A 23,221-nucleotide genomic window follows, 5' to 3' on the forward strand; every position below is an offset into this window, starting at 1 on the left:
TGCACCAGTTGAGGGGTTGGTGGACCTCTTGAGGGGTTACCCGGGCGGGTAGCCCCTCAACTGGTCGCGTAACCCTACAACCGGAGCGCTAAGCCCTCGAAGGGTCGCAGAAGCCCACAACCGGTTGCGCAGGTCCCACGCCGCCCGCGGCGGTGCGGAGCGCGGGTGCGAGAGCCCAAGGGTGGCGCGGAAGAGCCCGGGTTTTGCCGCAGAGAGCAGTTGGTCCCCGCAGGTGAAACCTGCGGGGACCAACCACATCAGCTACCGGCATACCCCAGGCATTTGAGAGCGGCCCAGTCAGACCGCGAGCGTGTTGGCCAGGATCCAGTAGAGACCGGCGGCCACCGCAGCGGAGGCCGGGATAGTCAGCACCCAGGCCATCGCGATGTTTCCGGCCACACCCCAACGCACGGCGGACAGGCGGCGCGTGGCGCCCACGCCCATGATGCCGGCGGTGATCGTGTGGGTGGTGGAGACCGGGGCGTGGAACACGTAGGCGGCGGTGTAGAGAACACCGGAGGCCACGCCCTCGGCCACGAAGCCGCGGGCCGGGTCCAGCTCGATCACCTTGCGGCCCAGCGTGCGCATGATGCGCCAGCCACCCGCGTAGGTACCGGCGGAGATCGCCAGCGCAGCAGCGATCTTCACCCACAGCGGCACCACGATCTCACCGGAGGCGTCGAACACCTGGTGGTGGTGGCCGTAGCCGCCCGCGATCAGGGCCATCACGATGACACCCATGGTCTTCTGCGCGTCCTGCAGGCCGTGGCCCAGCGCCATGGCGGCCGCAGAGATGGTCTGCAGCACCCGGAAGCGCTTGTTGGTCTTGTGGTAGGGCAGGTTGCGCACCAGCCACAGCACCAGCACCATCACGAAGTAGGCCAGCAGGAAACCGATCAGCGGCGAGGCCACCATCGGCACAACGACCTTCCAGAAGATGCCATTCCAGTGCACCTGCGTGGCGCTAGCCAGACCAGCACCGACCAGGCCACCGATCAGGGCGTGGGAGGAGGAGGACGGCAGGCCGTACCACCAGGTGATCATGTTCCACACGATCGCGCCCACCAGGGCGGCCAGGATGATCGCCAAACCGTGCACTTGCATCATCGGATCGGCGTCGGCTGTGAAGTGTTTGACGTCGATGATGCCGTCACCGATGGTCTTGGCGACCTCCGTGCCCAGCAGCGCACCGATCACGTTCATGACCGCAGCCATCAACAGTGCCGCGCGGGGCGTCAAAGCCCGCGTGGAAACCGAGGTGGCGATAGCGTTCGCGGCGTCGTGGAATCCGTTGGTGTAGTCGAAGACAAGCGCCAAAACGATGACGGTAACGACCAGCACCAGGGCTAGGTTCAGCATCACGCTTCCTTAAGTGCGATCGTCTCCACCACGTGCGCGAACTTCTCGAAGGAGTCGATGGCGGCCTCGAGCGCGCAGGTGACCTCCTTGAGCTTGATCAGCTCGATGGGGTCCTTCTCGTTCTCGAACAGGTTGCCGACGCACTTGCGGTAGACGCGGTCGCCCGCGTTCTCCAGGCGGTTGATCTCCATCCAGTACTCGCGCAGGTTGGAGGGGGTGCGCAGGTTGGGCAGCACCTCCGTCGTGATCTCCGCGCACTTCTCCACCAGGGAGACCTGCTCCACCAGCTCGGCGGGGACGCGGGAAACCTTGTAGAGGTAGAAGAACTCACCGGCTTCGTCGATCAGGTCCACGCAGTCGTCCAGCGTGGTGGCCAGGTCGGCCAGGTCGTCGCGGTCCAGCGGGGTGACGAACGTGGAATTCATGCGCTCGAACACGGCGTGAATCGCGTCGTCCGCGCCGTGCTCGGCCTCGTGCAGAGCGTCCATGAGCGCCTCGCGCTCGTGCATGTCCGCCGAGATCAGTTTCGACAGCGCAGCTGCCGCAGCAGTCAGGTGAGTTCCCACCTGGGCGTAGAGGTCAAAAAGGTGGCCGTTGGTGGGCGTTGGGCGCAATCGCACCGGAGTCTCCTTATCGCGGCATCGGGTTAACGAGCGATAGCCAAACCGGGAACGGTCGGTCCGCGCTCTCAGTATGCACCCTGGCGAGCGTGCTAAGGGAGCCCGGTTGTCCCGTGCGGCCGCGATGGAGGCGCAAGCGCGAGCGGCGAGCGGCGCATTTGGCTCTAAGCCAGGGACTTTTGGCACGTTGCTGGCCGGAGGGGGAGGGGATTGAGATTCGCCACGTTGGGTGCCCACCCGCGCCGGGACCCCTCCGGGTGGCCGGAATGAGAAAACCGCCGGAACCGCGCCGGTTCGGGGCGCATTTCCAGCGGAGGGAGCTATGGGGACGCCGGGCCGGAAGGCGCCTGTCGGCGCGTATGCCGCTCGAAGCGGCTCTAGTTGGAGCCCGGGGCTTTCGCGGCCCGACGTCACCCCAAGTGTAACCCATCACCCAAGCCGCGCTCGCGGATTGTGTGATTCAGCTCGCACCGATGGTTGGGCTGGGTTGCCCCCTATGGGACGATTGCAGGCGTGACCTCCCAATCAGCCTCCCTAGACCCGGCAGATCGCACCACCGCCCGCGGCCAGAGCGGCACCGCCGGTACGCCCACCGCCCCCCTTGGTGGGCCCCAGGTGGACGACGTTGCCCCCGCCCTCCCCCTCGCTGCGGCAGGCGGCGGGGCGGCGCTGGCAGGCGGAGGGGCGGCGGAGGCGTCGTCGGACACCAAGGAAAGTCAGGGGGGCGTGCACGTGACGGTGGAGCGGCCGCGACTACGGGCGGCAAACGTCAGCCGTCTAGCCAGCGACGCCACCAGCCTCGAAGCGAACTTCGGCACGCGCCCGGGGGTGACCATCGCGCTGGTTTCGGCCGCGATCGCGCTGGCCTTCGCCTATATCTCCACGCGCCTGCCGCAGCGAATGGAGGCCTACCCGACCTTCGCGCTGCTGGCATCGCTGGCCTACGGCTGGCCCTCGCTCATCGGCATCCCCAGCCGGCGCGGCGGCCCACTGGTCATCGCGTTCTCCGGGCTTTCGGCCATCATCCTGCTGCAGCTCACCGGCAACTACGCGTGGAGCGTGGTGGTGATGGGCTTCGCGCTCATCGCGGCGTTCATCCACCAGATGGCGCGCGAGGGTGGCCGGCCGGGCCTGGTGGAGTCGGTGGCGGGGATCGTCACCGGTGCGCTCATCGCGCTGGCGGGCACCGGCTGGCTGGCGTTGACGACGTCGGCGGCCATGCTGCCCTTCGTTGGGGTGGGCGGGATCAGCCTGGCGGCGGCCGGCCTGGTCACCGCGATCCCCGGCAACTGGACCACTCGCCTGGCCGCCTGCACCCTGGCCGCCGTGGGCGGGGCTTACGGGGCGAGCCGATGGCTGCTGCCGCTGAGCGCGGGGGAGCACCTGTTCGTGGGCGGGCTGCTGGGCCTGCTGGTGGGATTGACCGTCGCGTTCGTTCGCCTGGCGGCCTGGCCCGCCCTGCTTAACCGCGAGGGCGGGCTGCGCCTGCACCGCGCCGAGCTGGCCGCCTACGCCCTGCCCGTCATGCTCACCGGCGTGGTGGTCTACGCGGTGGCGCGGGTGCTGGTCGGGTAGCGGCCGGGGCGGCCCGAGGGCGGTGAGGCCGGGGTCGGTGAGGCCGGGGGTTGGCCCGGGGGCGATGTGGCCCGGGGTCGGTGAGGCCGGCAAACACTGCGCCGGCGCCTGCCCGCCCCGGCACGGCCGCGACGGCGCGAGTAGGCTTGGTGCCATGACTCTTTCTCTTCCTGACGGCCTGGCTCCCGAGGTCTACCCGCTGGCTTGGCTGGTGGGTTCCTGGCAGGGATTCGGTGAACTCGCCTACCCCGGCATCGACGCCGGCCTGGTGATTCACGAGATGACCTTCGACCACGACGGCGGCCCCTACCTGCGCCAGACGTGGACCACCTGGACCACGCGCCCCGAGGGCGCCGAGCGCCTGCGCGGATCCACCGGCGCGGTGCGGGTGGACGTCACCGGCGCGCAGGGGTACGCGCACCTGGAGAAGGACCAGATCTGGTTCACCGAAACCACCTACTGGCGCTGCCTGCCGGGCCAGGAGGTGGAAGCCCCCGAGGGAGGCGGCGCGGGCGTGGAGGCCCCCATCGCCGCCCTGGAGCTGGTCAGCGCCGACCCGGCCGGCCACGCCGCCACATGGCGCGGCGCCGCGCAGGGCCCGCGCATCGAGGTGGCCACGATCGAGGTGGCCGGCACCCCGCAGGCCGCCGTGGTCGAGTCGGTGCGCCGCCACTACGGGCTGGTGAACTCCGAGCTGATGGTGGTCGGTTACATGGCGGCCTTCGGCCAGGAGGAGCAGGCCTACTTCTCCGGGCGCATGGCCCGCGTGGCCGAGTAGGCGCGCCGTCGTGAGCGTTGCGGTTGCCGCCGAGTCGATCGGCGCGGCGGGGGCGCGTGCCCTGGGGCAGGGCGCGGTCCGGCTGGATGGCGCGATAGCGCACTACGGCAACGTCGCCGGAGAGTACCGTGCCCTGTGCGCGGGGCGTGCCCTGGTGGACCTGGGGCACATGGAGGTGCTGACCGTCAGCGGCCCCGACCGCCTGAGCTGGCTGACCACCCTGTCCACCCAGGACGTGCGCGCCCTTGCCCCCGGGCAGAGCCGCGAGCTGCTGATCCTGGACCCGAACGGGCGCGTGGAGCACGCCGCCTTCGTACTGGACGACGCCACCACCACCTACCTCGTGCTGGACGCCGGCCGCGCCGCCGCCTGCGCCGACTTCCTTGCCTCCATGCGTTTCATGCTGCGCGTCGAGGTGGAAGCGCGCCCCGACCTGCGCGCCGTGGGGGCCGCCCTCCACCTGGATTTCGTGGCCGACGTTGCCGCCGGTGTGGCCGACGTTGCCGCCGGCGCCCCTGTCGGCGTGGCGGGAGGTGGCGAGGCCGGTGCAGGCACCGGCGAGCGGCTGCGTCTGGCCCTGCGCTCCCTGCTGGAGCGGGCCACCGGCAGCTCCCTGGTGTGGGTGGACCCCTGGCCGGGGCCCGACCCGCGCTCCGCGACCTACTACGCCGGGGCCCACCCGGGCGAGCAGAGCGCCGTAGGCCTGGCCCTGGTGGGCGCCGCCACCCCGGCCGCAGACCTGCTGGCGGCGGGCTTGGCGCCCGCAGGTTTCCTGGCCTGGGAGGACCTGCGCGTCGAGCGCTGGCGCCCCCGCCTGGGCCGCGAAGTCGACGAGCGCTGCGTGCCCCACGAGCTGGACTGGCTGCGCAGCGCCGTCCACCTGGACAAGGGCTGCTACCGAGGCCAAGAGGCAGTCGCCCGCATCGTGAACCTGGGGCGTCCTCCGCGGCGCCTGGCGTTCTTGCATCTGGACGGGGGTGAGGAAGTGCTGCCCGCCCCCGGCAGCCCGGTCCTGCCGGGCAGTGGGGACGCGGCGAGTGCTAGGCCCGTCGGTGCCGTCACCTCCGCCGTGCTGCACCCCGAGCTCGGTCCAGTGGCCCTGGCCATGCTGAAGCGCTCGGTGGCGATTGACTCCGAACTGCTGGTGCGCGCCCAGGTGCCCACCGAGGGTGGTGAGGAGGTAGTCGTGGACGTGCCCGCCACGCAGGAGGAGATCGTGAACCCGGAGGGCAAATCCTCCGCCTCCCCGGCCCAGCGCCCCGGCGCGGAACTGCGCGGGCGCTGATGCGCGCCGTGGTGACCCGGGTGCTCAGCGCCCGCGTGCTGGTGGACGGCGAGGTGGTGGGTCAGCTGCCCCGCCCCGGCCTGCTGGCCCTGGTGGGCGTCTCCACCGAGGACGCAGAGAAGGACGCCGCCTACATCGCCCGCAAGATCGCTGAACTGCGCATCCTGCCTCCCTCGTACGCGCAGCCCGGCTGCGGCGCGGACCCGGCGGAGAGCGACCGGGGCGAGGCCGGCCCCGAGGGCTGCCCTGAAGGTGATGTCGGCGCGCAGCAGGAGGACGCCTCGGCCACCGAGGTGGGCGCGCCGGTGCTCGTGGTCTCCCAGTTCACGCTCCACGCTGCCACGCGCAAGGGGCGCCGTCCGTCCTGGAGCGCGGCCGCGCGCGGGGAGGTGGCCCAGCCGATGGTCGAGCGCGTCAAGGAGCTGCTGCGCGGGCACGGGCTGCACGTGGAGAGCGGTCGCTTCGGGGCCATGATGCAGGTGGAGTCCGTCAACGACGGTCCCTTCACCCTGATCCTGGACTCCACCGACCCCCGCCGCTGAACCGAGCGCCCCGCCTTCGGGGCGGGGCGCGGCCGCCGGGCCGTCAGCTCCTATGCCGGTCGGTGCGTATCCGCCGGGCCGGATTTGGGTTCGCGCGCCCGCCGGGACGCGGGCAGGCCGGCGCGGGGCGCGCTGGGGGCGGCGGGCGGAGCGTCGTCCCTCTACAGCGCCACTTAAGGGGTGCTAAAGTGGTGGGGCAGGGTGCTTAAATGGCTGCAAATACCACGCGCTCTCGCTAGTGTGAGCTGCATAACAAATAGTGGGCCGTCGTGGCGAAAAACGGCGGCCCATCGTGACGGTCAGCCAACGGAGGAGACCATGAGCACCCCGAGCGTCCCCGCCCAGCCCAGCCACCTCGCCGCCATCGACCTGGCCGTCCAGACGGCGCGTCGGTGGGCAAAGGCCTCCGCCACCTACCCGGAGGACCGCGCCGCCCGCCTGCTGGCCGACGTGCTGGCCACCGAGGGCGGACTGGACTTCACCGTCGGCTTCGTGGACGGCGTGGTCCGCACCGAGGACATCGGCGTGGCCGCCCGCAACCTGGCCCGCCTCACCAAGCAGCGCCCCGACTTCCTGCCCGCCTGGCTGGGCATGCCCGCCTCCGCCGGCGGCAAGCTCGCCAAGCTGGCCCCCTCGGTCGTGGTCCCCATGGCGCGGCGCATCTTCCAGTCCCTAGTGGGGGACCTGGTGGTGGACGTCTCCGACGCCAAGCTCGGCGCGGCTATCGCGCGCCTGAGCGCCGGCGGGGCACGACTCAACATCAACCTGCTCGGCGAGGCCGTGCTGGGGGAGAAGGAGGCCGCCCGCCGCCTGCGCGCCGTGGAGGAGCTGCTGCGCCGCCCCGACGTGGACTACGTCTCCCTCAAGGTCTCCGCCATCTCCGGCCCGCACAACCCGTGGGGCTTCGACGAGGTGGTGGCCCAGTCCGTGGAGCGCGTGGCCCACCTCTACACCTACGCCGCCCAGGAGAGCGCCGCCGGCCGCCCCAAGTTCATCAACCTGGATATGGAGGAATACCGCGACCTGGACCTGACCATCGAGGTCTTCACCCGCCTGCTGGACCGCCCCGAGCACCTGCACCTGGAGGCCGGGATCGTGCTGCAGACCTACCTGCCCGACGCCCTGCCCGCCATGCAGCGCCTGCAGGAGTGGGCTGCGGCCCGCCGGGCACGCGGCGGGGCCGGCATCAAGGTGCGCGTCGTCAAGGGCGCCAACCTGGCCATGGAGCGCGTCGAGGCCGCCACCCACGGCTGGGAACTGGCCACCTGGCCCTCCAAGGCCCACACCGACGCCAACTACCTGCGCGTCCTGGACTGGGCCCTGACCCCCGAGCGCACCGCCAACGTGCGCCTGGGCGTGGCCGGCCACAACCTCTTCACCCTCGCCTACGCGTGGGAGCTGGCCGGGCTGCGCGGCGCGCGCGACGGCATGGAGGTGGAAATGCTCTCAGGCATGGCCACCCAGCAGGCCGAGGCCGTGCGCGCCGAGGTGGGCAACCTGCTGCTCTACGTCCCCGTCGTGCGCCCCCAGGAGTACGACGTCGCCATCGCCTACCTAGTGCGCCGCCTGGAAGAAAACTCCGCCCCGGAGAACTTCATGAGCGCCTCCTTCGACATCGCCCAGGAGGGCGCCTTTGCCGACCAGGCCGCCCGGTTCAGGCAGGCCGCCGCGATGTTCCTCCCCGAGGAGATGGACGACGCTGCCGCACCGGCCGGAGAGAGCGGGCGCGGCCACGAGCTGTGCCGCCCCAACCGGACCCAGGACCGGGGCGCCGAGACGCGGGAATCCCTGGCCGCAGCGGCGGGGCAGGCTGAGGGATGGCCCTTTGCCAACACGGCAGACACCGACCCGGCCCTGCCCGCCAACCGCGAGTGGGCCAAGGCCATCATGGGGCGCGTGCCCACCTCCCAGCTGGGCGTGGCCGGCGTGGCCGCCGCGCGCGTGGAGAGCGCGGGCGAACTGGAAGCCGTGATCGTGCGCGGGCTCGCTGCCGGGCGCGAGTGGGCCGCCCTGCCCGCCGCAGAGCGCGCCGAGGTGCTCCACCGCGTGGGTGTGGAGCTCGCGGCCCGCCGGGCCGAGCTGATCGAGGTGGCCGCCAGCGAGCTCGGCAAGGCCCTTGACCAGACCGACGTCGAGGTCAGCGAGGCCGTGGACTTCGCCCACTACTACGCCACCCAGGCGGTGCGGATGAGTGGCGCGGTGGAGGCCGACGGCGCCCGCTTCGAGCCCGCCGCCCTCACCGTGGTCACCCCGCCGTGGAACTTCCCCCTGGCCATCCCCTTCGGCGGTGTCGCGGCCGCGCTCGCGGCCGGCTCGCCCGCGATCCTCAAGCCCGCCCCCGCCGCCGTGCGCTGCGGCGCCCTGCTGGTGGAGGCCATGGAGGCGGCCGGCGTGCCGGCCGGCGTGGTACAGCTGGTGGTCCCCGACGCCGAGCGCGGCGAGGCCCTGGTGCGCGACGCGCGCGTTGCGCGCGTGGTCCTCACCGGCGCGGCCCACACCGCCCGCCTGTTCAAGAGCTGGCGGCCGGACCTGGACCTGCTGGCGGAGACCAGCGGCAAGAACGCCATCGTCGTCACCCCCGCCGCAGACCTGGACCTGGCCGTCAAGGACGTGGTGGCCAGCGCATTCGGGCACGCCGGCCAGAAGTGCTCGGCGGCCTCCCTGGTCATCCTGGTGGGCAGCGTGGCGCGCTCGCGGCGTTTCAGGGACCAGCTGATCGACGCCGTCTCCTCCCTGACCGTTGACTGGCCCACCAACCCGCTGGCCCAGATGGGGCCGCTGTCCGTGCCCCTCACGGACAAGCTGCGCTGGGGCCTAACCCGCCTGGACGGCGGGCAGAAGTGGGTACTCCAGCCCCGTAGCCTGGATGAGACCGGGCGCCTGTGGAGCCCGGGACTGCGCTCCGGGGTGCGGCCCGGCACCGAGTACCACCTGGTGGAGTACTTCGGCCCCATCCTGGGCGTCATGGCCGTGGACAGCCTGGAGGAGGCCGTGGCCGTGCAAAACGGCACCGAGTTCGGCCTCACCGCCGGACTGCACTCGCTGGACGCGCAGGAGATCGGCTACTGGCTGGACCACGTCCAGGCCGGCAACCTCTACGTCAACCGGGGCATCACCGGCGCGATCGTGCAGCGCCAGCCCTTCGGCGGCTGGAAGCGCTCTACGGTGGGCACCACCTTCAAGGCCGGCGGACCCAACTACCTCTACGGTTTCGGTCGCGTGCTGCCCGGGGACGGCGCGGGTGCGCAGGGCGGGGCCGGTGAGGACGGCGGGATCGTCGCCGGGGTGGCCGCCGGCGGGGTGGCCGCCGTTAGGGACGAGCGCCTCAAGCCCCAACTGGCGGGTCTGGTGCGGGCCGCCGAGCGCTGCGGCTACGCGGCAGGCGATGTTGCCGCCCTGCGCGAGCACTGCCTGCGCCTGACCAGGCAGTGCGAGGCGGAGTTCGACGTGCTGCACGACCCGACCGCCCTGGGCGTGGAACGCAACTACCTGCGCTACCAGCCGGCCCCGGCCTCGGTGCGAGTGGAGGCGGGGGCGAGCACGCTCGACGTGCTGCGCGTGCTGGCCGCCGCGCTTGCCGTGGGCGAGTTCGACGTGCCCGCCGGCTCCTCCGTGGCTGCCTCGCGTGGGCGCAGCGCCGCAGGGAATGCCAGCGCCGAGCAGCCGATCGAGCTCAGCCTCTCCGGGGTGCTGCCCGGCGAGCTGCGCGCCCTGCTGGCCCGCTACAAGGTGGAGGTGCGCCAGGAGGAGCACGCCGAGTACGTGGCCAGGCTGCGCTCGCGCCTGGCGGCCGCCGGTGCGCCCGCGGGTGGCGGGAGCGCCGAGGGGCTGGACGTGCGCGTCCGGCTGGTGGGTGGCAGCGCCGCCCAGCTGCAAAGCGAGCTGCGCGGCAGCATCGACCTGGCAGTGTGGGACGGCCCGGTCACCGGGCACGCGCGCATCGAGGTGCTGCCGTTCGTGCGGGAGCAGGCCGTTAGCATCACGAACCACCGCTTCGGCAACTCCACCCCGCTGTCCAAGCAGGTGCTGGCCGGGGTGCCGCGCGCCTAGCCACGGGGGCGGGCGCCGCCTAGCTGGGCGCGGGATTCGCACCGTTTTCGAAAGCGCGCGCTGGGGCGGGCAGGTTTTCACCTGCCCGCCCCGGCCTCGTAGTGCACGCGGCTGCTGGGGCTATGGGCAGGTGCTGGGAGAAGAAGGGGTGCCTAGAGCAACCGGGGGAGGCGGGGTGCGGGTGTGCGCAAACGGTTGAGGGGTTACCCAACCTATTGAGCCTTTGGTGCACCAATTGAGGGCTTGGTGCACCGGTTGAGGGGTTACCCGGCCAGGTAACCCCACGACAGGTCGCAAAACCCCGCGACAGGTGCACTAACCCCTCGACTGTTTGCGCACCTCGGCCCGGTCCCCCGGGATCCCGGGGCCGGGCCCCGGGCGGGTGTGACGCTGCTGACCGCACGGAAGTCCCGCCCGGCCTTCGGCGGAGCGGGACCGCGCGAGCGGTCCCCTCGCTATCGGTCCAGCGCACCGTGCCCCTGCCTGGGTCGGGCGAGTAGGTAGCGTCGATCAGCGCCTCTATCGCGTCGGACTGCGCCCTCGTCTGGGTCGGGCGAGTGGGCCAGTGCGATCGAGCACGCATCCCCTTAGCGCTCGCCGCCTGGCCCGCGTCCAGCCGGGCTTCGTCATGCGTACCGACAGGGTGCGGGAGGTCACCGCCGGTGGGTTCGTGCGCAAACGGTTGAGCCTTTGTTGCAGTGTTCCAGCCATTGTTGCTGCCCTTGGGCCTTTGTGTGACCTATTGAGGCGTTAATCGGCCCCATAGCGCTACAAGAGGTGCAACAAAGCCGCGACGGCTACAACAAGGGCTCAACGGGAACAACAAAGGCCCAACCGGTTGCGCAATACCGGCTGCCCGAGTCTGCGCCGGGGCGGGACGGGGTCGGCAGGTGCTCGGTAAGGCCCCGCGCAGCGGGTTAGCGGCGGGAATGCGTGTGCGGGGAGTTCGCCGTGTCACCCGGTCCCCTCGCCGAAACTTGTCAAACCACGCTGGGCCTTGTCCATAGACACCCCGCTAAGGACAAGTCTCGTGGGGTTTGGACAAGTTTCGGCGAATCGAGGAGCCGCCAGACCCGGTGGGAGCCGGCAGGCAGAAGCCGCTAAACCGAGCCCGAACACGCCGAACCTGTACACACACATCTCTGACGCTAAGCCGCAGCAGTCGACGCGCCCGCAACCGCGCAGAGCCCAAAAAGGGGCGGGGGCGGGCAGGTGGAAAACCTGCCCGCCCCTGCGGCGCACCGGGTCCAATCGCTGCGCGTGGTGTGGGCCGATCCTCGAAGGCCCGGAAGGTGGGTGTGGCGTCCCCGCCACACCCACCATTGTAGGAATGGTTCTCATTAGCGGCAAGGGTGGCGTGGGGCCGCGCCACAGCGGCGGCACCACGCGTGAAGCCCGCGAAGCCGGGGGAGGCCGGCGGTGGGCTGTGGAGTTTCGGCAGTCGGCGGTGGGCCGGGCAGCGGGGTACTGGGTGCGGTGGGTGGGGCGTCGGCCACCAAGCGGCGGCTGGGGGAGGGGGTCGCCATGAGCCGGCAGAGGGAGGGGGCCGCCACGCGTCGGCGGTGGGCCGGGCGGCGGGGGCTTGGTACGGTGGGTGGGGCGTCGGCTAGTGAAGGCAGGGCGGAAAGCCGGCAGGTCTGCCCAGGGTGAAATAGCGCGCCAGGCTCACGCCGCAGGCGAAACCCGCAATAGCCCGCCAGGCGGCCTCGTTACTGTGGGGGAAGGTAAAGGGCGATCCATGCCCGCAGGAGGTAAAACATGTTCGAGCGGTTTACAGACCGGGCTCGCCGCGTCGTCGTGCTGTCGCAGGACGCCGCCCGCAAGCTCGAGCACAACTACATCGGCACCGAGCACCTGCTGCTCGGCCTCATCAGCGAGGGCGAGGGAGTGGCCGCCAAGGCCCTCGAATCCCACGACGTCACCCAGGAGGCCGTGCGGGAACAGGTGGTCGAACTCATCGGCAAGTCCGGCGAGGCCCCCACCAACAACCTCCCCTTCACGCAGCGAGTGAAGTCCGTCTTCCAGCTGGCGCTGCGCGAGGCGCTGCAGCTGGGCCACAACTACATCGGCACCGAGCACCTGCTGCTCGGCCTGCTCAAGGAGGGCGAAGGCACCGCCATCAAGGTGCTCTCCAACCTGGGCGCGGACGTCGCGGCGATCCGCGAGACCGTGCTGAAGATGGTCTCAGACCACCAGGGCCGCGCCCCCGTCACCGCCGGCGGGCCCAAGGAGGCCACGCCGTCGGGCTCTGCGGTGCTGGACCAGTACGGGCGCAACCTCTCCCAGGCCGCCCGCGAGGGCAAGCTGGACCCGGTGATCGGGCGCAAGGATGAGATGGAGCGGGTCATGCAGATCCTCTCCCGCCGCACCAAGAACAACCCGGTGCTGGTGGGCGAGCCCGGCGTCGGCAAGACCGCCGTGGTGGAGGGCCTGGCTCAGGCCATCGTGCGCGGCGACGTGCCGGAGACGCTGAAGGACAAGCAGATCTACTCCCTGGACATGGGCGCCCTGGTGGCCGGCTCGCGCTACCGCGGTGATTTCGAGGAGCGCCTGAAGAAGGTGCTCAAGGAGATCCGCCAGCGCGGAGACATCATCCTGTTCATCGACGAGGTGCACATCCTGGTCGGCGCCGGCGGTGCCGAGGGCGCCATGGACGCCGCCAACATCCTCAAGCCCCTCCTGGCGCGCGGCGAGCTGCAGACCATCGGTGCCACCACCCTGGACGAGTACCGCAAGCACATCGAGAAGGACCCGGCCCTGGAGCGCCGCTTCCAGCCCGTGCGCGTGGAGCAGCCTGACGTTCCCGAGACCATCGCGATCCTCAAGGGCCTGCGTGACCGCTACGAGGCCCACCACCGCGTCATGATCACCGACGAGGCGATCCACGCGGCCGCCACGCTCTCCGAGCGCTACGTCAACGACCGCTTCCTGCCGGACAAGGCCATCGACCTGGTGGACGAGGCCGGCGCGCGCCTGCGCATCCGCCGCATGACCGCGCCGCCGGAGCTGCGCGAGATGGACGAGCGCATCGCGGAGCTGCAGCGCCTGAAGGAGTCGGCCATCGACGAGCAGGACTTCGAGCGCGCCGCCAGCCTGCGCGACAAGGAAAAGCGCCTGATCGAGGAGCGCGCCGAGCGCGAGGAGAAGTGGCGCGGCACCGAGCAGGCTGACATCGCCGAGGTGGACGAGGACCTGATCGCTGAGGTCCTGGCCATGTCCACCGGTATTCCGGTGGTGAAGCTGACCGAGGCCGAGTCCGCCAAGCTGCTGAAGATGGAGGACGAGCTGCACAAGCGCGTGATCGGCCAGGACGCCGCCATCAAGGCGCTTTCCCAGGCGATCCGCCGCACCCGCGCGGGCCTGAAGGACCCGCGCCGCCCCGGTGGCTCCTTCATCTTCGCCGGCCCCACGGGTGTCGGTAAGACGGAGCTGGCCAAGGCGCTGGCGGAGTTCCTGTTCGGCGACGAGGACGCCCTGATCACCCTGGACATGAGCGAGTACGGCGAGAAGCACACCGCCTCGCGCCTGTTCGGTGCTCCCCCCGGCTACGTGGGACACGAGGAGGGCGGCCAGCTCACCGAGAAGGTGCGCCGCAAGCCGTTCTCCGTGGTGCTGTTCGACGAGGTGGAGAAGGCACACGCGGACGTGTTCAACTCCCTGCTGCAGATCCTGGAAGAGGGCCGCCTGACGGACTCCCAGGGCCGCGTGGTGGACTTCAAGAACACCGTCATCATCATGACCACCAACCTGGGTACCCGCGAGATCGGCAAGGGCGTGATCACCGGCTTCCAGGCCACCGGCGCGCTGGCCACCGACTACGAGCGCATGCAGGGCAAGGTGCGTGAGGAGCTGCGTCAGCACTTCCGCCCCGAGTTCCTCAACCGCGTGGACGAGGTGCTGATCTTCCCGCAGCTGGAGAAGTCCGAGATCGCGCAGATCGTGGACCTGATGGTGGCTCGCCTGGACAAGCGCATGCGCGAACAGGACATGACCATCGAGCTGACGGACGCGGCCCGCGCGCTGTTGGCGGACAAGGGCTACGACCCGGTGCTGGGCGCCCGCCCGCTGCGCCGCGCCATCCAGCGCGAGATCGAGGACGTGCTGAGCGAGAAGATCCTGTTCGGCGAGGTGCTGCCCGGCCAGGTGGTGCTGGTGGACGCCGTGGGTGAGGGCGAGCTGGGCACGTTCAGCTTCACGCCGCGCCCGCAGGAGCTGGTGGTGGAGGACGCCGCCCCGGGGGAGGCCGCGCCCGCTGAGGGGGCCGAGTCCGTTGGTGGCCACGCCGATGGCGCCGCCGCACCGGTGGACGACGCTGCCGCGCCTGCCGCCACGCCGGTGGAGCTGGGTGACGCGCCGGCCTGGCCGCAGGCCGGGGAGCCCGGGCAGGCCTAGGGGTCGCAGCCTGCAGGGTGGGCCGAGTGGGGCTGAGGTCCGGCAAGGTGAAGTAGGTGGGGGTGCCGCGCTGTGCGCGGCGCCCCCACTGCCGTGCTGTCGGGTGGGCCCCGGGGAGCCTGGTTCGGGGCCGGGCGGTGGCGGGCTCGGGGCGGCGGGGCGGCAGCGTCGGCCACTTTGCCAAAGGGCCGACCGCTTGACCGAAAATTGGTGCGGCGGCGGGGTGCTCATTGCCCACGGAATAGGGCCTCTTGGCGGCGGGACTTAAGTCTCGGCGGGAGGGTCGCTTCGATTCTGGAAAAGCGGCCCTGACGGTGTATAAACGTGACGTAGGTCGCACGAGGGTGTGTGTCATCACGTTTGGAGGATCTTGTGGCGGACAAGTTCGTATACCGCTTCAGCGAAGGAAACAAGGACCAGAAGGACCTGCTGGGAGGAAAGGGCGCCAACCTGGCGGAGATGGCCCGGCTCGGGATCCCGGTCCCGCCCGGATTTACCATCACCACGGACGCGTGCCGGGAGTACCTGGCCACGGGGGAGGTGCCGCCGGTCCTGCGGGTGCAGGTGACCACCGCGCTGCGAGAGGTGGAGGAGCAGCTGGGGCGCGAGCTGGGCGCGGCCACTGACCCGCTGCTGGTGAGCGTGCGCTCGGGCGCCAAGTTCTCGATGCCCGGCATGATGGAGACGGTGCTGAACATCGGTCTGAACGACGTCTCCGTGGAGGGCCTGGCCGCCGTCAGCGGCAACGAGCGCTTCGCGTGGGACTCCTACCGCCGCCTGATCCAGATGTTCGGCAAGACCGTGCTGGACATCGACGGCGAGGCGTTCAGCGACGCCCTGGAGGCGAAGAAGGCACAGCGCGGCATCACCGCTGACGTGGACCTGACCGCAGAGGACCTGCGGGCCCTGGTGGACATCTACAAGGGGATCGTGCGCGGGGCCACCGGCAAGGACTTCCCGCAGGACCCGCGCGCCCAGCTGGACGCCGCCATCGAGGCCGTGTTCCGCTCCTGGAACACCGAGCGCGCCCGCATCTACCGCCGCCGCGAGCGCATCCCGCACGACCTGGGCACGGCCGTGAACGTGTGCACCATGGTGTTCGGCAACATGGGCGACACCTCCGGCACGGGCGTGTGCTTCACCCGCGACCCCTCCACGGGCACCTCCGGCGTGTACGGCGACTACCTGGTCAACGCGCAGGGCGAGGACGTGGTGGCGGGCATTCGCAACACGCTGTCGCTGGCTGACCTGGAGCGCCTGGACGCGGACTCCTACAAGGAGCTGCGCGCCGTGATGCGCCGCCTGGAGACCCACTACCGGGACCTGTGCGACATCGAGTTCACGATCGAGCGCGGCAAGCTGTGGCTGTTGCAGACCCGCGTGGGCAAGCGCACTGCCGCGGCGGCGTTCCGCGTGGCCTGCCAGCTGGTGGACGAGCACCTGATCACGATGGACGAGGCGCTGGGGCGCGTCAGCGGCGAGCAGCTGACCAACCTGCTCTTCCCGCAGTTCGATTCGGCGGCCTCCCCGCAGCTGTTGACGCGGGCGATGCCGGCCTCGCCTGGCGCTGCCGTCGGCGAGATCGTGCTGGACAACGAGCGCGCCGAGGCTCGCGCCGCCGCCGGCGTGACGGGCGTGTTGGTGCGCCGCGAGACGAACCCGGACGACCTGCCCGGCATGGTGGCCGCTGTGGGTGTGCTGACGGCGCGGGGCGGCAAGACCAGTCACGCGGCCGTGGTGGCGCGCGGCATGGGCAAGTGCTGCGTGGTGGGCGCGGAGGCCATGCACGTGGACATGGAGAGCCGCACGGTCCGCTTCGGGGACGTGGTGCTCAAGGAGGGCGACGTGATCGCCATCGACGGCACCACCGGCGAGGTGTTCCTGGGCGAGGTACCGGTGGTGGACTCCCCGGTGATGACCTACATCTCCAAGGGCCTGGAGGCGGGCCTGGAGGCCGCCGCCGACGAGGACACGCGCGAGCTGGTCACGGCCGTGCACCGCCTGCTCAGCCACGCGGACAAGGTGCGTCGCCTGGAGGTGCGCGCCAACGCTGACACGCCCACGGATTCGCGGCGGGCCCGCAACCGGGGCGCGGCGGGAATCGGCCTGTGCCGCACCGAGCACATGTTCCTGGGTGAGCGCCGCCCGCTGGTGGAGGCGGTCATCCTGGCCGAGGGGCAGGAGGAGCGCGAGCGCAGCCTGGCGGCGCTGCTGCCGCTGCAGCAGGGCGACTTCGAGGAGATGTTCGAGGTCATGGACGGGCTGCCGGTGACGGTGCGCCTGATCGACCCGCCGCTGCACGAGTTCCTGCCGGACCTGACGGAGCTGAGCGTGAAGGTGGCCCTCCAGCGCGACAAGGCGGCGCGCGGCGAGGGCGTTGACGAGGCGGAGCTGGCCCGCAACGAGAAGCTGCTGCTGGCGGTGCAGCGCATGCACGAGGCCAACCCGATGCTGGGCCTGCGCGGCGTGCGCCTGGGCCTGACCCTGGATGGCCTGTTCGCCCTGCAGATCCGCGCGGTGGCGCAGGCCGCGGTGGCGCGCCTGCAGGCCGGCGGGGATCCGCGCCCGGAGATCATGGTGCCGCTGATCGGTTCGGTGCGTGAGTTGCAGCTGGTGCGCGCGGAGGCGGAGAAGATCGTGGCCGACGTTGCCGCCGCCGCCCGCGTGGAGTTGAACATTCCGATTGGTTGCATGATCGAGTTGCCGCGCGCCGCCCTCACCGCCGAGCGCATCGCGGAGGAGGCCGACTTCTTCTCCTTCGGCACCAACGACCTCACCCAGACCACGTGGGGCTTTAGCCGCGACGACGTGGAGTCCACGTTCTTCCCGCAGTACGTGGAGAACGGCGTGCTGGGCGTGAGCCCGTTCGAGACGATCGACTCGCTGGGCGTGGGCAAGCTGGTCACCATGGGCGTGGAGGCCGGTCGGTCCGCCAAGCCGGGCATGAAGATGGGCGTGTGTGGCGAGCACGGCGGTGACCCGGAGTCGGTGGAGTTCTTCCACCGCGCGGGCCTGACCTACGTCTCCTGCTCCCCGTTCCGGGTGCCGGTGGCCCGCCTGGAGGCCGGGCGCGCCGCAGTCATGGCCGGGGGTGACGCCACGGCGTAGATGGGAGGGCCGCGACCGCGCGGGATGGGTTGCCCACCGCGCAGGTCGGGGCGTTCCCGCCAAGCCGTGGGCCCGGGCGGTCGAGGCCGGGGCCCGAGGTGAGCCCGGGGGCGGCGGCGTGGAGCCACCGCCCCCGGGGCGCATTTTGGCGCACCTTGTTTCGTTAATCCCGCCCGGCCCCGCGAGCGGCCCGGGTGCGCTGCGCGCGGGCACCCCCACGACCCTGCGGGGCGAAAACGGTGGAAGCGCGCCAAAGTTGGGCCCGGGCGGCGCGGGCGGCGTCCGCCCGCTGACGCGCGGGCCGCCCCCGCCCCGCCCGGCGCTAGCATCTAGCCATGACCACCGCTCCCAGCCCCACCGCCCTGGCCGATTTCGTCCGGGCCCTGCAGCGGGCCATGAGCGGGGAGGTGGACGCCAGCGCCCGGCGCCGCGCCGAGTACGCCACCGACTCCTCCAACTACCGCATCCCCCCGCAGGTGGTGGCCTTCCCGCGCAGCGTGGAGGACGTGCTCGCCGCCGCCCAGGTGGCCCGCGAGTACGGGGTGCCGCTCACCTCCCGGGGGGCCGGCACCTCCTGCGCCGGCAACTCGATAGGCCCCGGCCTGGTGCTCGACTTCTCCCGCCACATGAACCGGGTGCTGGAGCTGGACCCGAGCGAGGGTTGGGCCCTGGTCGAGCCCGGCACGGTGATGGCCACCCTGCAGAGTGCGGCCGCCCCGCACGGGCTGCGCTTTGGCCCCGACCCCTCCACGTGGACCCGCGCCGCCCTGGGCGGCATGATCGGCAACAACGCCTGCGGCCCGCACGCGGTGGCGTTCGGCCGCACCGCAGACAACGTGATCGAGCTAGACGCCCTCACCGGCGACGGGCGGCGCATCCTGGCCGCCGCCGGCCGCGAGTCCGTGGCCCAAATCCCCGGCCTGGAGCAGCTGGTGGCCGCCAACCTGGCCACCATCCGCACCGGCTTTGGCAAGTTCGGCCGCCAGGTATCGGGCTACTCGCTGGAGCACCTGCTGCCGGAAAACGGCCGCCACCTGGCCCGCTTCCTCACCGGCAGCGAGGGCACACTGGCCACCACCCTCTCCGCGCGGCTGCGCCTGGTGCCGCTGGCGGCGGCGCCCGTGCTGGTGGTGCTGGGCTACCGGGACATGATCGAGGCCGGCTACGCCGTGCCCGCCATCCTGGCCCACAAGCCCCTGGCGGTGGAGGGCATGGACTCCCGCCTGGTGGACGTGGTGCGTCGCCACAAGGGCCCCGGCGCCGTGCCCGCCCTGCCCGAGGGCGAGGGCTGGCTCATGGTGGAGGTGGACGCCGCCGCCCCCACCAGCGCGCTCACCGGCGCTTCCGGCGCCGACGGTGCGGACCTGCTTGCGGCCGCCCTCAAGCGCGCAGAGGCGATAGTGGCCGACGCTGGCGCCCTGGCCGCCCGCATATACCCGCCGGGCAGCGAGGCGGCCGCCCTGTGGCGCATCCGTGCCGACGGCGCCGGCCTGGGCGGGCGCACCCCCGCCGGGGACCCCGCCTGGCCGGGCTGGGAGGACGCCGCCGTGCCGCCCCAACGCCTGGGCGACTACCTGCGCGACTTCACCGCCCTGATGAAGCGCTGCCGGATCGACGGCCTGCTCTACGGCCACTTCGGGGACGGCTGCCTGCACGTGCGCCTGGACTTCCCGCTACGCGAAGAGGGCGGCAAGCGCGCCATGCGCGACTTCCTCACCGAGGCAGCCGGGCTGGTGGCCTCCTACGGCGGCTCCCTCTCCGGCGAGCACGGAGACGGGCGCGCCCGCTCCGAGCTGCTGCCGCTCATGTACAACGAGGCCGAATTGGCCCTGTTCCGGGGCGTCAAGCACCTCTTCGACCCGCACGGCGCCCTCAACCCGGGCGTGCTGGTGGACCCAGACCCGGTGGATGCGAACCTGCGCCTACCCGAGGCCCGGCCGATCGCCGCCCTCACCGGCAAGGACGCAGGCTTCGCCTTCGCTCACGACCACGGCGACGTCACCGCCGCCATGCACCGCTGCACCGGCGTGGGCAAATGCCGGGCCGACAACTCCGGCGCCGGCGGCTTCATGTGCCCCTCCTACCAGGCCACCGGCGACGAAAAGGACGTCACCCGCGGCCGCGCCCGCGTACTGCAGGAACTCTCAAACGGCCAGCTGGTGGCCGGCTTCGGCTCCCCGGAACTGATGGACGCCCTGGACCTGTGCCTGTCCTGCAAAGCCTGCTCCGCAGACTGCCCCACCGGCATGGACCTGGCCCGCCTCAAGAGCGAATCCCTGCACCGCGCCTACCTGGGCAAGCTGCGCCCACGCCCCCACTACCTGCTAGGCCGCCTGCCGCAGTGGCTCAAACTGGCCGGCTCCGTGCCCGGCATGGCCCACCTCGGCAACGCCGCGCTCGCGGTCGGGCCGCTGCGCCGCACCTTCTTCCGCCTGGCCGGGATCGACCCGCGCCGCCTCATGGCGCCCCTGGCGACGACGACGTTCCCCCGCTGGGCCCGTAAGAATCATGCCGCCACCACCTCCGCCGCCCGCAAGGAGCTGGGCCTTGCCCCCGCAACCTCGAAGCGGCCGGCGGATGGGGGCGGCACGGCGGCAACGTCGGCCACCATGCCCGTTCCCCACGGCGCGGCCTCATTCACCAAGCTCTTTGCCGAGATGGAGGCCAAGAGCGGGCGGCGGTTCGTGGTGCTGTGGGCCGACTCCTTCAGCCAATACCTACAAACCGCCGGCGCGCGGGCCATGTACCGCCTGCTCACTGAGGCCGGCTACGAGGTGCTCATCCCCGACCAGGACGCCTGCTGCGGCCTGACCTGGATCTCCACCGGCCAACTCCCCGCCGCCCGGCGCCGCCTGCGCGAACTGGTCAAGGTACTCTCCCCATTCGCCCACCACGGCATCCCCATCATCGGAGTGGAGCCCTCGTGCACCGCCGTGCTGCGCGACGACATGCTCGACCTGCTGCCCGGAGACGCCGACGCCCGCGCCGTCTCCCGCGCCACCCTCACCCTGGCCGAACTGCTCACCGCCCCCGCGCCCCTGGGGCCGCACGACTGGCAGCCGCCCCGCCTGGACGGGGTGGAGGTGGTGGCCCAGCCGCACTGCCACCACTACTCCGTGATGGGCTGGCGCACCGACGCCGCCCTGCTGCAGCGCACCGGCGCCAAGATCAAGCAGCTCTCGGGCTGCTGCGGCCTGGCCGGCAACTTCGGCATGGAGCAAGGCCACTACGAGGTCTCCGTGGCCGTGGCCGGCAACGCCCTACTGCCCGCGCTGGCGGCGGCGCCCGACGCCGTCTACCTGGCCGACGGCTTCTCCTGTCGCACCCAGGCCGAACAACTGGCCGGCAGGCGCGGCGTCCACCTGGCACAGCTCCTCCTCGGGCAGCTGACTGCCGAGTAGCAAAAACCTCCCCCCCTCTTAGCGAACTCGAGATAGCGTGCAACAATGGGCGGGTCGGTGCGGGGGAAGGACGGACAATGGCGCTGTTCGAGTTCGAAGACGGGCGTTTGCTGCCAGCCCAATACGGGCGATCGGTACGCGACGACGTCTCTGACGAACTGCTCCGCTCCATCCGCGACAACATCAGCGACGTGCTGGAACGCCCCCTCTTCCCGATCGCCTGGGACAGCCTGAAATCAGACTCCGAGCGCGTGGTGCAGTGGATGCTCGCCCTGGACGCCGCCGGCTTCGCCGTCAACGTCGAGGTGTGCGCCCGCCTCACCGCCGACGGGCTAGTGGACGCGCTTGCCCGCTCCGCCGAGGTCCAGTCCCTGGGCTGGAACGACCTGGCCGCCCTCTACGCCGACGGGCCTGGCACCTTCCGCACCCGGTGGGCCGAGTTCCGTGGCGGTCTGCCCCCGCAGCCGGAGTCCGGCCCCCAGCTCACCATCGTGGCCGCCGCCGTGGACGGGGCCGTGCGCCCCTCCCTGGACTTCCTCTCCCGAGTGGGCGTGGAGGTACTGCAGCTCAACGTGCGCGAACTGGCCGACGGGCGCCGGTTCGTGGACGTGCGCCCCCTAGAGGCCGTCTTCCCGCTGGGGCACAACCGCCTGGTGGGCGGCCGGCGCGCGCAGGGCCTGCTGGGGTGGGCCAGCGTCTCCCACCACGCCGCCACCCCGGCGGAGGCAGACCAGCCGCAGGAGCGCACTCCCGGCGTCGAATACCAGCAGACCGGCGGGCCCGAGCCGGCCCTGGCCGCACTGCCCGACGAGGCCCCGCTGCTCAACCACGCTGCGCGCATCCCGCAGGAGCACACCGCCACTGAGAACGTACAAAAGGGCGCGGTAGAGGAGGCGCGGGCGAAGGCCGAGGCGGCCGAGGAGCCCGCGCCGCAGCAGGCGGCCAAACAAGAGGCCCCGCAGCGAGCGACGGAGGTGGCGGTGGACGCTACACAGGAGACCCCGACACAGGAGACCCCGGCGGCGCCAGAGCTCGATACCAAGGAGATCGCTGCCGTGGCCCGGCCCGTGCGCAGCCGCCGCGAGGTGCGGGCACAGGCGGACCCCGTGGATGAGCTGACCCCGCAAGAGCTGGCGGAGGCCGCCCTGCTGGAGTCAATCGCCAAGGAGGCCGGCCAGGGCACCCCGCTCTACTGGGTGGTGCCGGACCACGACCTGCCGGTCGAGCCCATGGGCTTCTTCGCCGCAGGCGGGATCGACGTGGCCGGGACCGTCTGGCCCACCCCGGTGCTGGCCGCCCCCCAGGTGGGGGAGGAGCAGGACCCCTGGGACTGCTGGCGCATCGGCAGCCACCGGGGCCCCAGCCTCACCGAGGCGCGCCGCGAGATCGCGGAGTTCAGCGGCAGGCGCGGACACGGCCGGCGGGCGCGCTAGGCACCCAAGGCGGTTTGCCGCGCCGCAGCCTCGCGGTGCCGGGCTGGGCCGGGCTTTGTTGTGCCTGGCCGTGCTGATGCTCCCCAGTGTTGAAACTAGACGTTTGTGTTCCCGTCTCGACGTTTGACATTGAATCTCGACGTTAAGTGGGGTGCGAACGTCGAGTTGAGGGGGCGAACGTCGAGTTGCGGGTGCGAACGTCGAGTTGAGGGTGCGAACGTCGAGTTGAGGGTGCGAACGTCGAGTTGGGGGTGCGAACGTCGAGTTTGGTGGGTCTTGCCGGCGGTGGTGTTGGGGCCGGGGTGGCTCGGCGCCCCGGCGGCCCGGGTGGTTAGGTGTCCGGGTGTCCGGTGTCCGGGTGTCCGGTGTCCGGGTGTCCCGATGTTCTGGGTGCCTGGTGGCTTGGCGGGCTGTGGCTCTGTGTTGAATTTCGACGTTTGTGTTCCCGTCTCGACGTTTGACATTGAATCTCGACGTTAGGTGGGGTGCGAACGTCGAGTTGAGGGAGCGAATGTCGAGTTGAAGCTCCAAACGTCGAGTTGAGGGCGCGAACGGCGGGTTTGCCCGCCGGGCCGCAGTGTTCTCCGGGACCGAAATCGTCGCGCGGCAAAGTTGAGTGGAATAGACTCAACTTTGCCGGAGTTGTACCGGGTAGACACTGACCAATCAGGAGGAACC

At 71.3% G+C, this 23,221-nt stretch carries 11 protein-coding genes; 9 read left to right on the plus strand and 2 right to left on the minus strand.

All coding sequences use genetic code 11. The annotated features are described in order from the left end of the window. Positions 1 to 297 precede the first annotated feature (297 nt). Positions 298 to 1,356 (minus strand): inorganic phosphate transporter, encoded by a 1,059-nt coding sequence (locus ABYF38_RS05870; protein WP_371153002.1) that lies wholly within the window; start codon positions 1,354 to 1,356, stop codon positions 298 to 300. Positions 1,357 to 1,358: 2 nt separating this feature from the next. Further along, complete coding sequence (locus tag ABYF38_RS05875) at positions 1,359 to 1,979, minus strand: DUF47 domain-containing protein (RefSeq protein ID WP_371151464.1); 621 nt, start codon at positions 1,977 to 1,979, stop codon at positions 1,359 to 1,361. A gap of 513 nt (positions 1,980 to 2,492) precedes the next feature. Here ABYF38_RS05875 and ABYF38_RS05880 point away from each other — a divergent pair. The 9 genes from ABYF38_RS05880 to ABYF38_RS05920 all read left to right on the plus strand — a co-directional run bounded on the left by ABYF38_RS05880 (position 2,493) and on the right by ABYF38_RS05920 (position 22,543). Beyond that, positions 2,493 to 3,554, plus strand: a complete 1,062-nt coding sequence (locus tag ABYF38_RS05880) for a hypothetical protein (protein ID WP_371151465.1) — start codon at positions 2,493 to 2,495, stop codon at positions 3,552 to 3,554. A 154-nt stretch (positions 3,555 to 3,708) separates the two neighbouring features. Further along, on the plus strand, positions 3,709 to 4,332 hold the full coding sequence (locus ABYF38_RS05885; RefSeq protein WP_371151466.1) for an FABP family protein: 624 nt from the start codon (positions 3,709 to 3,711) through the stop codon (positions 4,330 to 4,332). A gap of 10 nt (positions 4,333 to 4,342) precedes the next feature. Further along, positions 4,343 to 5,617 carry a YgfZ/GcvT domain-containing protein gene (locus ABYF38_RS05890; protein WP_371151467.1) on the plus strand — a complete coding sequence of 425 codons (1,275 nt, stop codon included), beginning with the start codon at positions 4,343 to 4,345 and terminating at the stop codon, positions 5,615 to 5,617. Further along, on the plus strand, positions 5,617 to 6,159 hold the full coding sequence (locus tag ABYF38_RS05895) for a D-aminoacyl-tRNA deacylase (protein WP_371151468.1): 543 nt from the start codon (positions 5,617 to 5,619) through the stop codon (positions 6,157 to 6,159). The genes ABYF38_RS05890 and ABYF38_RS05895 overlap by 1 nt, the downstream gene beginning before the upstream one ends. 318 nt (positions 6,160 to 6,477) lie before the next feature. Next, positions 6,478 to 10,209 carry a proline dehydrogenase family protein gene (locus ABYF38_RS05900; RefSeq protein WP_371151469.1) on the plus strand — a complete coding sequence of 1,244 codons (3,732 nt, stop codon included), beginning with the start codon at positions 6,478 to 6,480 and terminating at the stop codon, positions 10,207 to 10,209. A gap of 1,758 nt (positions 10,210 to 11,967) precedes the next feature. Next, positions 11,968 to 14,601 (plus strand): ATP-dependent Clp protease ATP-binding subunit, encoded by a 2,634-nt coding sequence (locus tag ABYF38_RS05905; RefSeq protein WP_371151470.1) that lies wholly within the window; start codon positions 11,968 to 11,970, stop codon positions 14,599 to 14,601. 372 nt (positions 14,602 to 14,973) lie between these two features. Beyond that, positions 14,974 to 17,709, plus strand: coding sequence for a pyruvate, phosphate dikinase (ppdK, locus tag ABYF38_RS05910; RefSeq protein ID WP_371151471.1), 2,736 nt, complete (start codon positions 14,974 to 14,976; stop codon positions 17,707 to 17,709). Between the two features lie 395 nt (positions 17,710 to 18,104). Further along, positions 18,105 to 21,110, plus strand: a complete 3,006-nt coding sequence (locus ABYF38_RS05915; protein WP_371153003.1) for an FAD-binding and (Fe-S)-binding domain-containing protein — start codon at positions 18,105 to 18,107, stop codon at positions 21,108 to 21,110. Between the two features lie 77 nt (positions 21,111 to 21,187). Further along, the gene (locus ABYF38_RS05920; RefSeq protein ID WP_371151472.1) at positions 21,188 to 22,543 is read left to right on the plus strand and encodes a hypothetical protein; all 1,356 of its coding nucleotides are present in this window, start codon (positions 21,188 to 21,190) and stop codon (positions 22,541 to 22,543) included. Positions 22,544 to 23,221 lie beyond the last annotated feature (678 nt).

This window comes from Buchananella sp. 14KM1171 (assembly GCF_041380365.1).
Classification (GTDB): domain Bacteria; phylum Actinomycetota; class Actinomycetes; order Actinomycetales; family Actinomycetaceae; genus Buchananella; species Buchananella felis.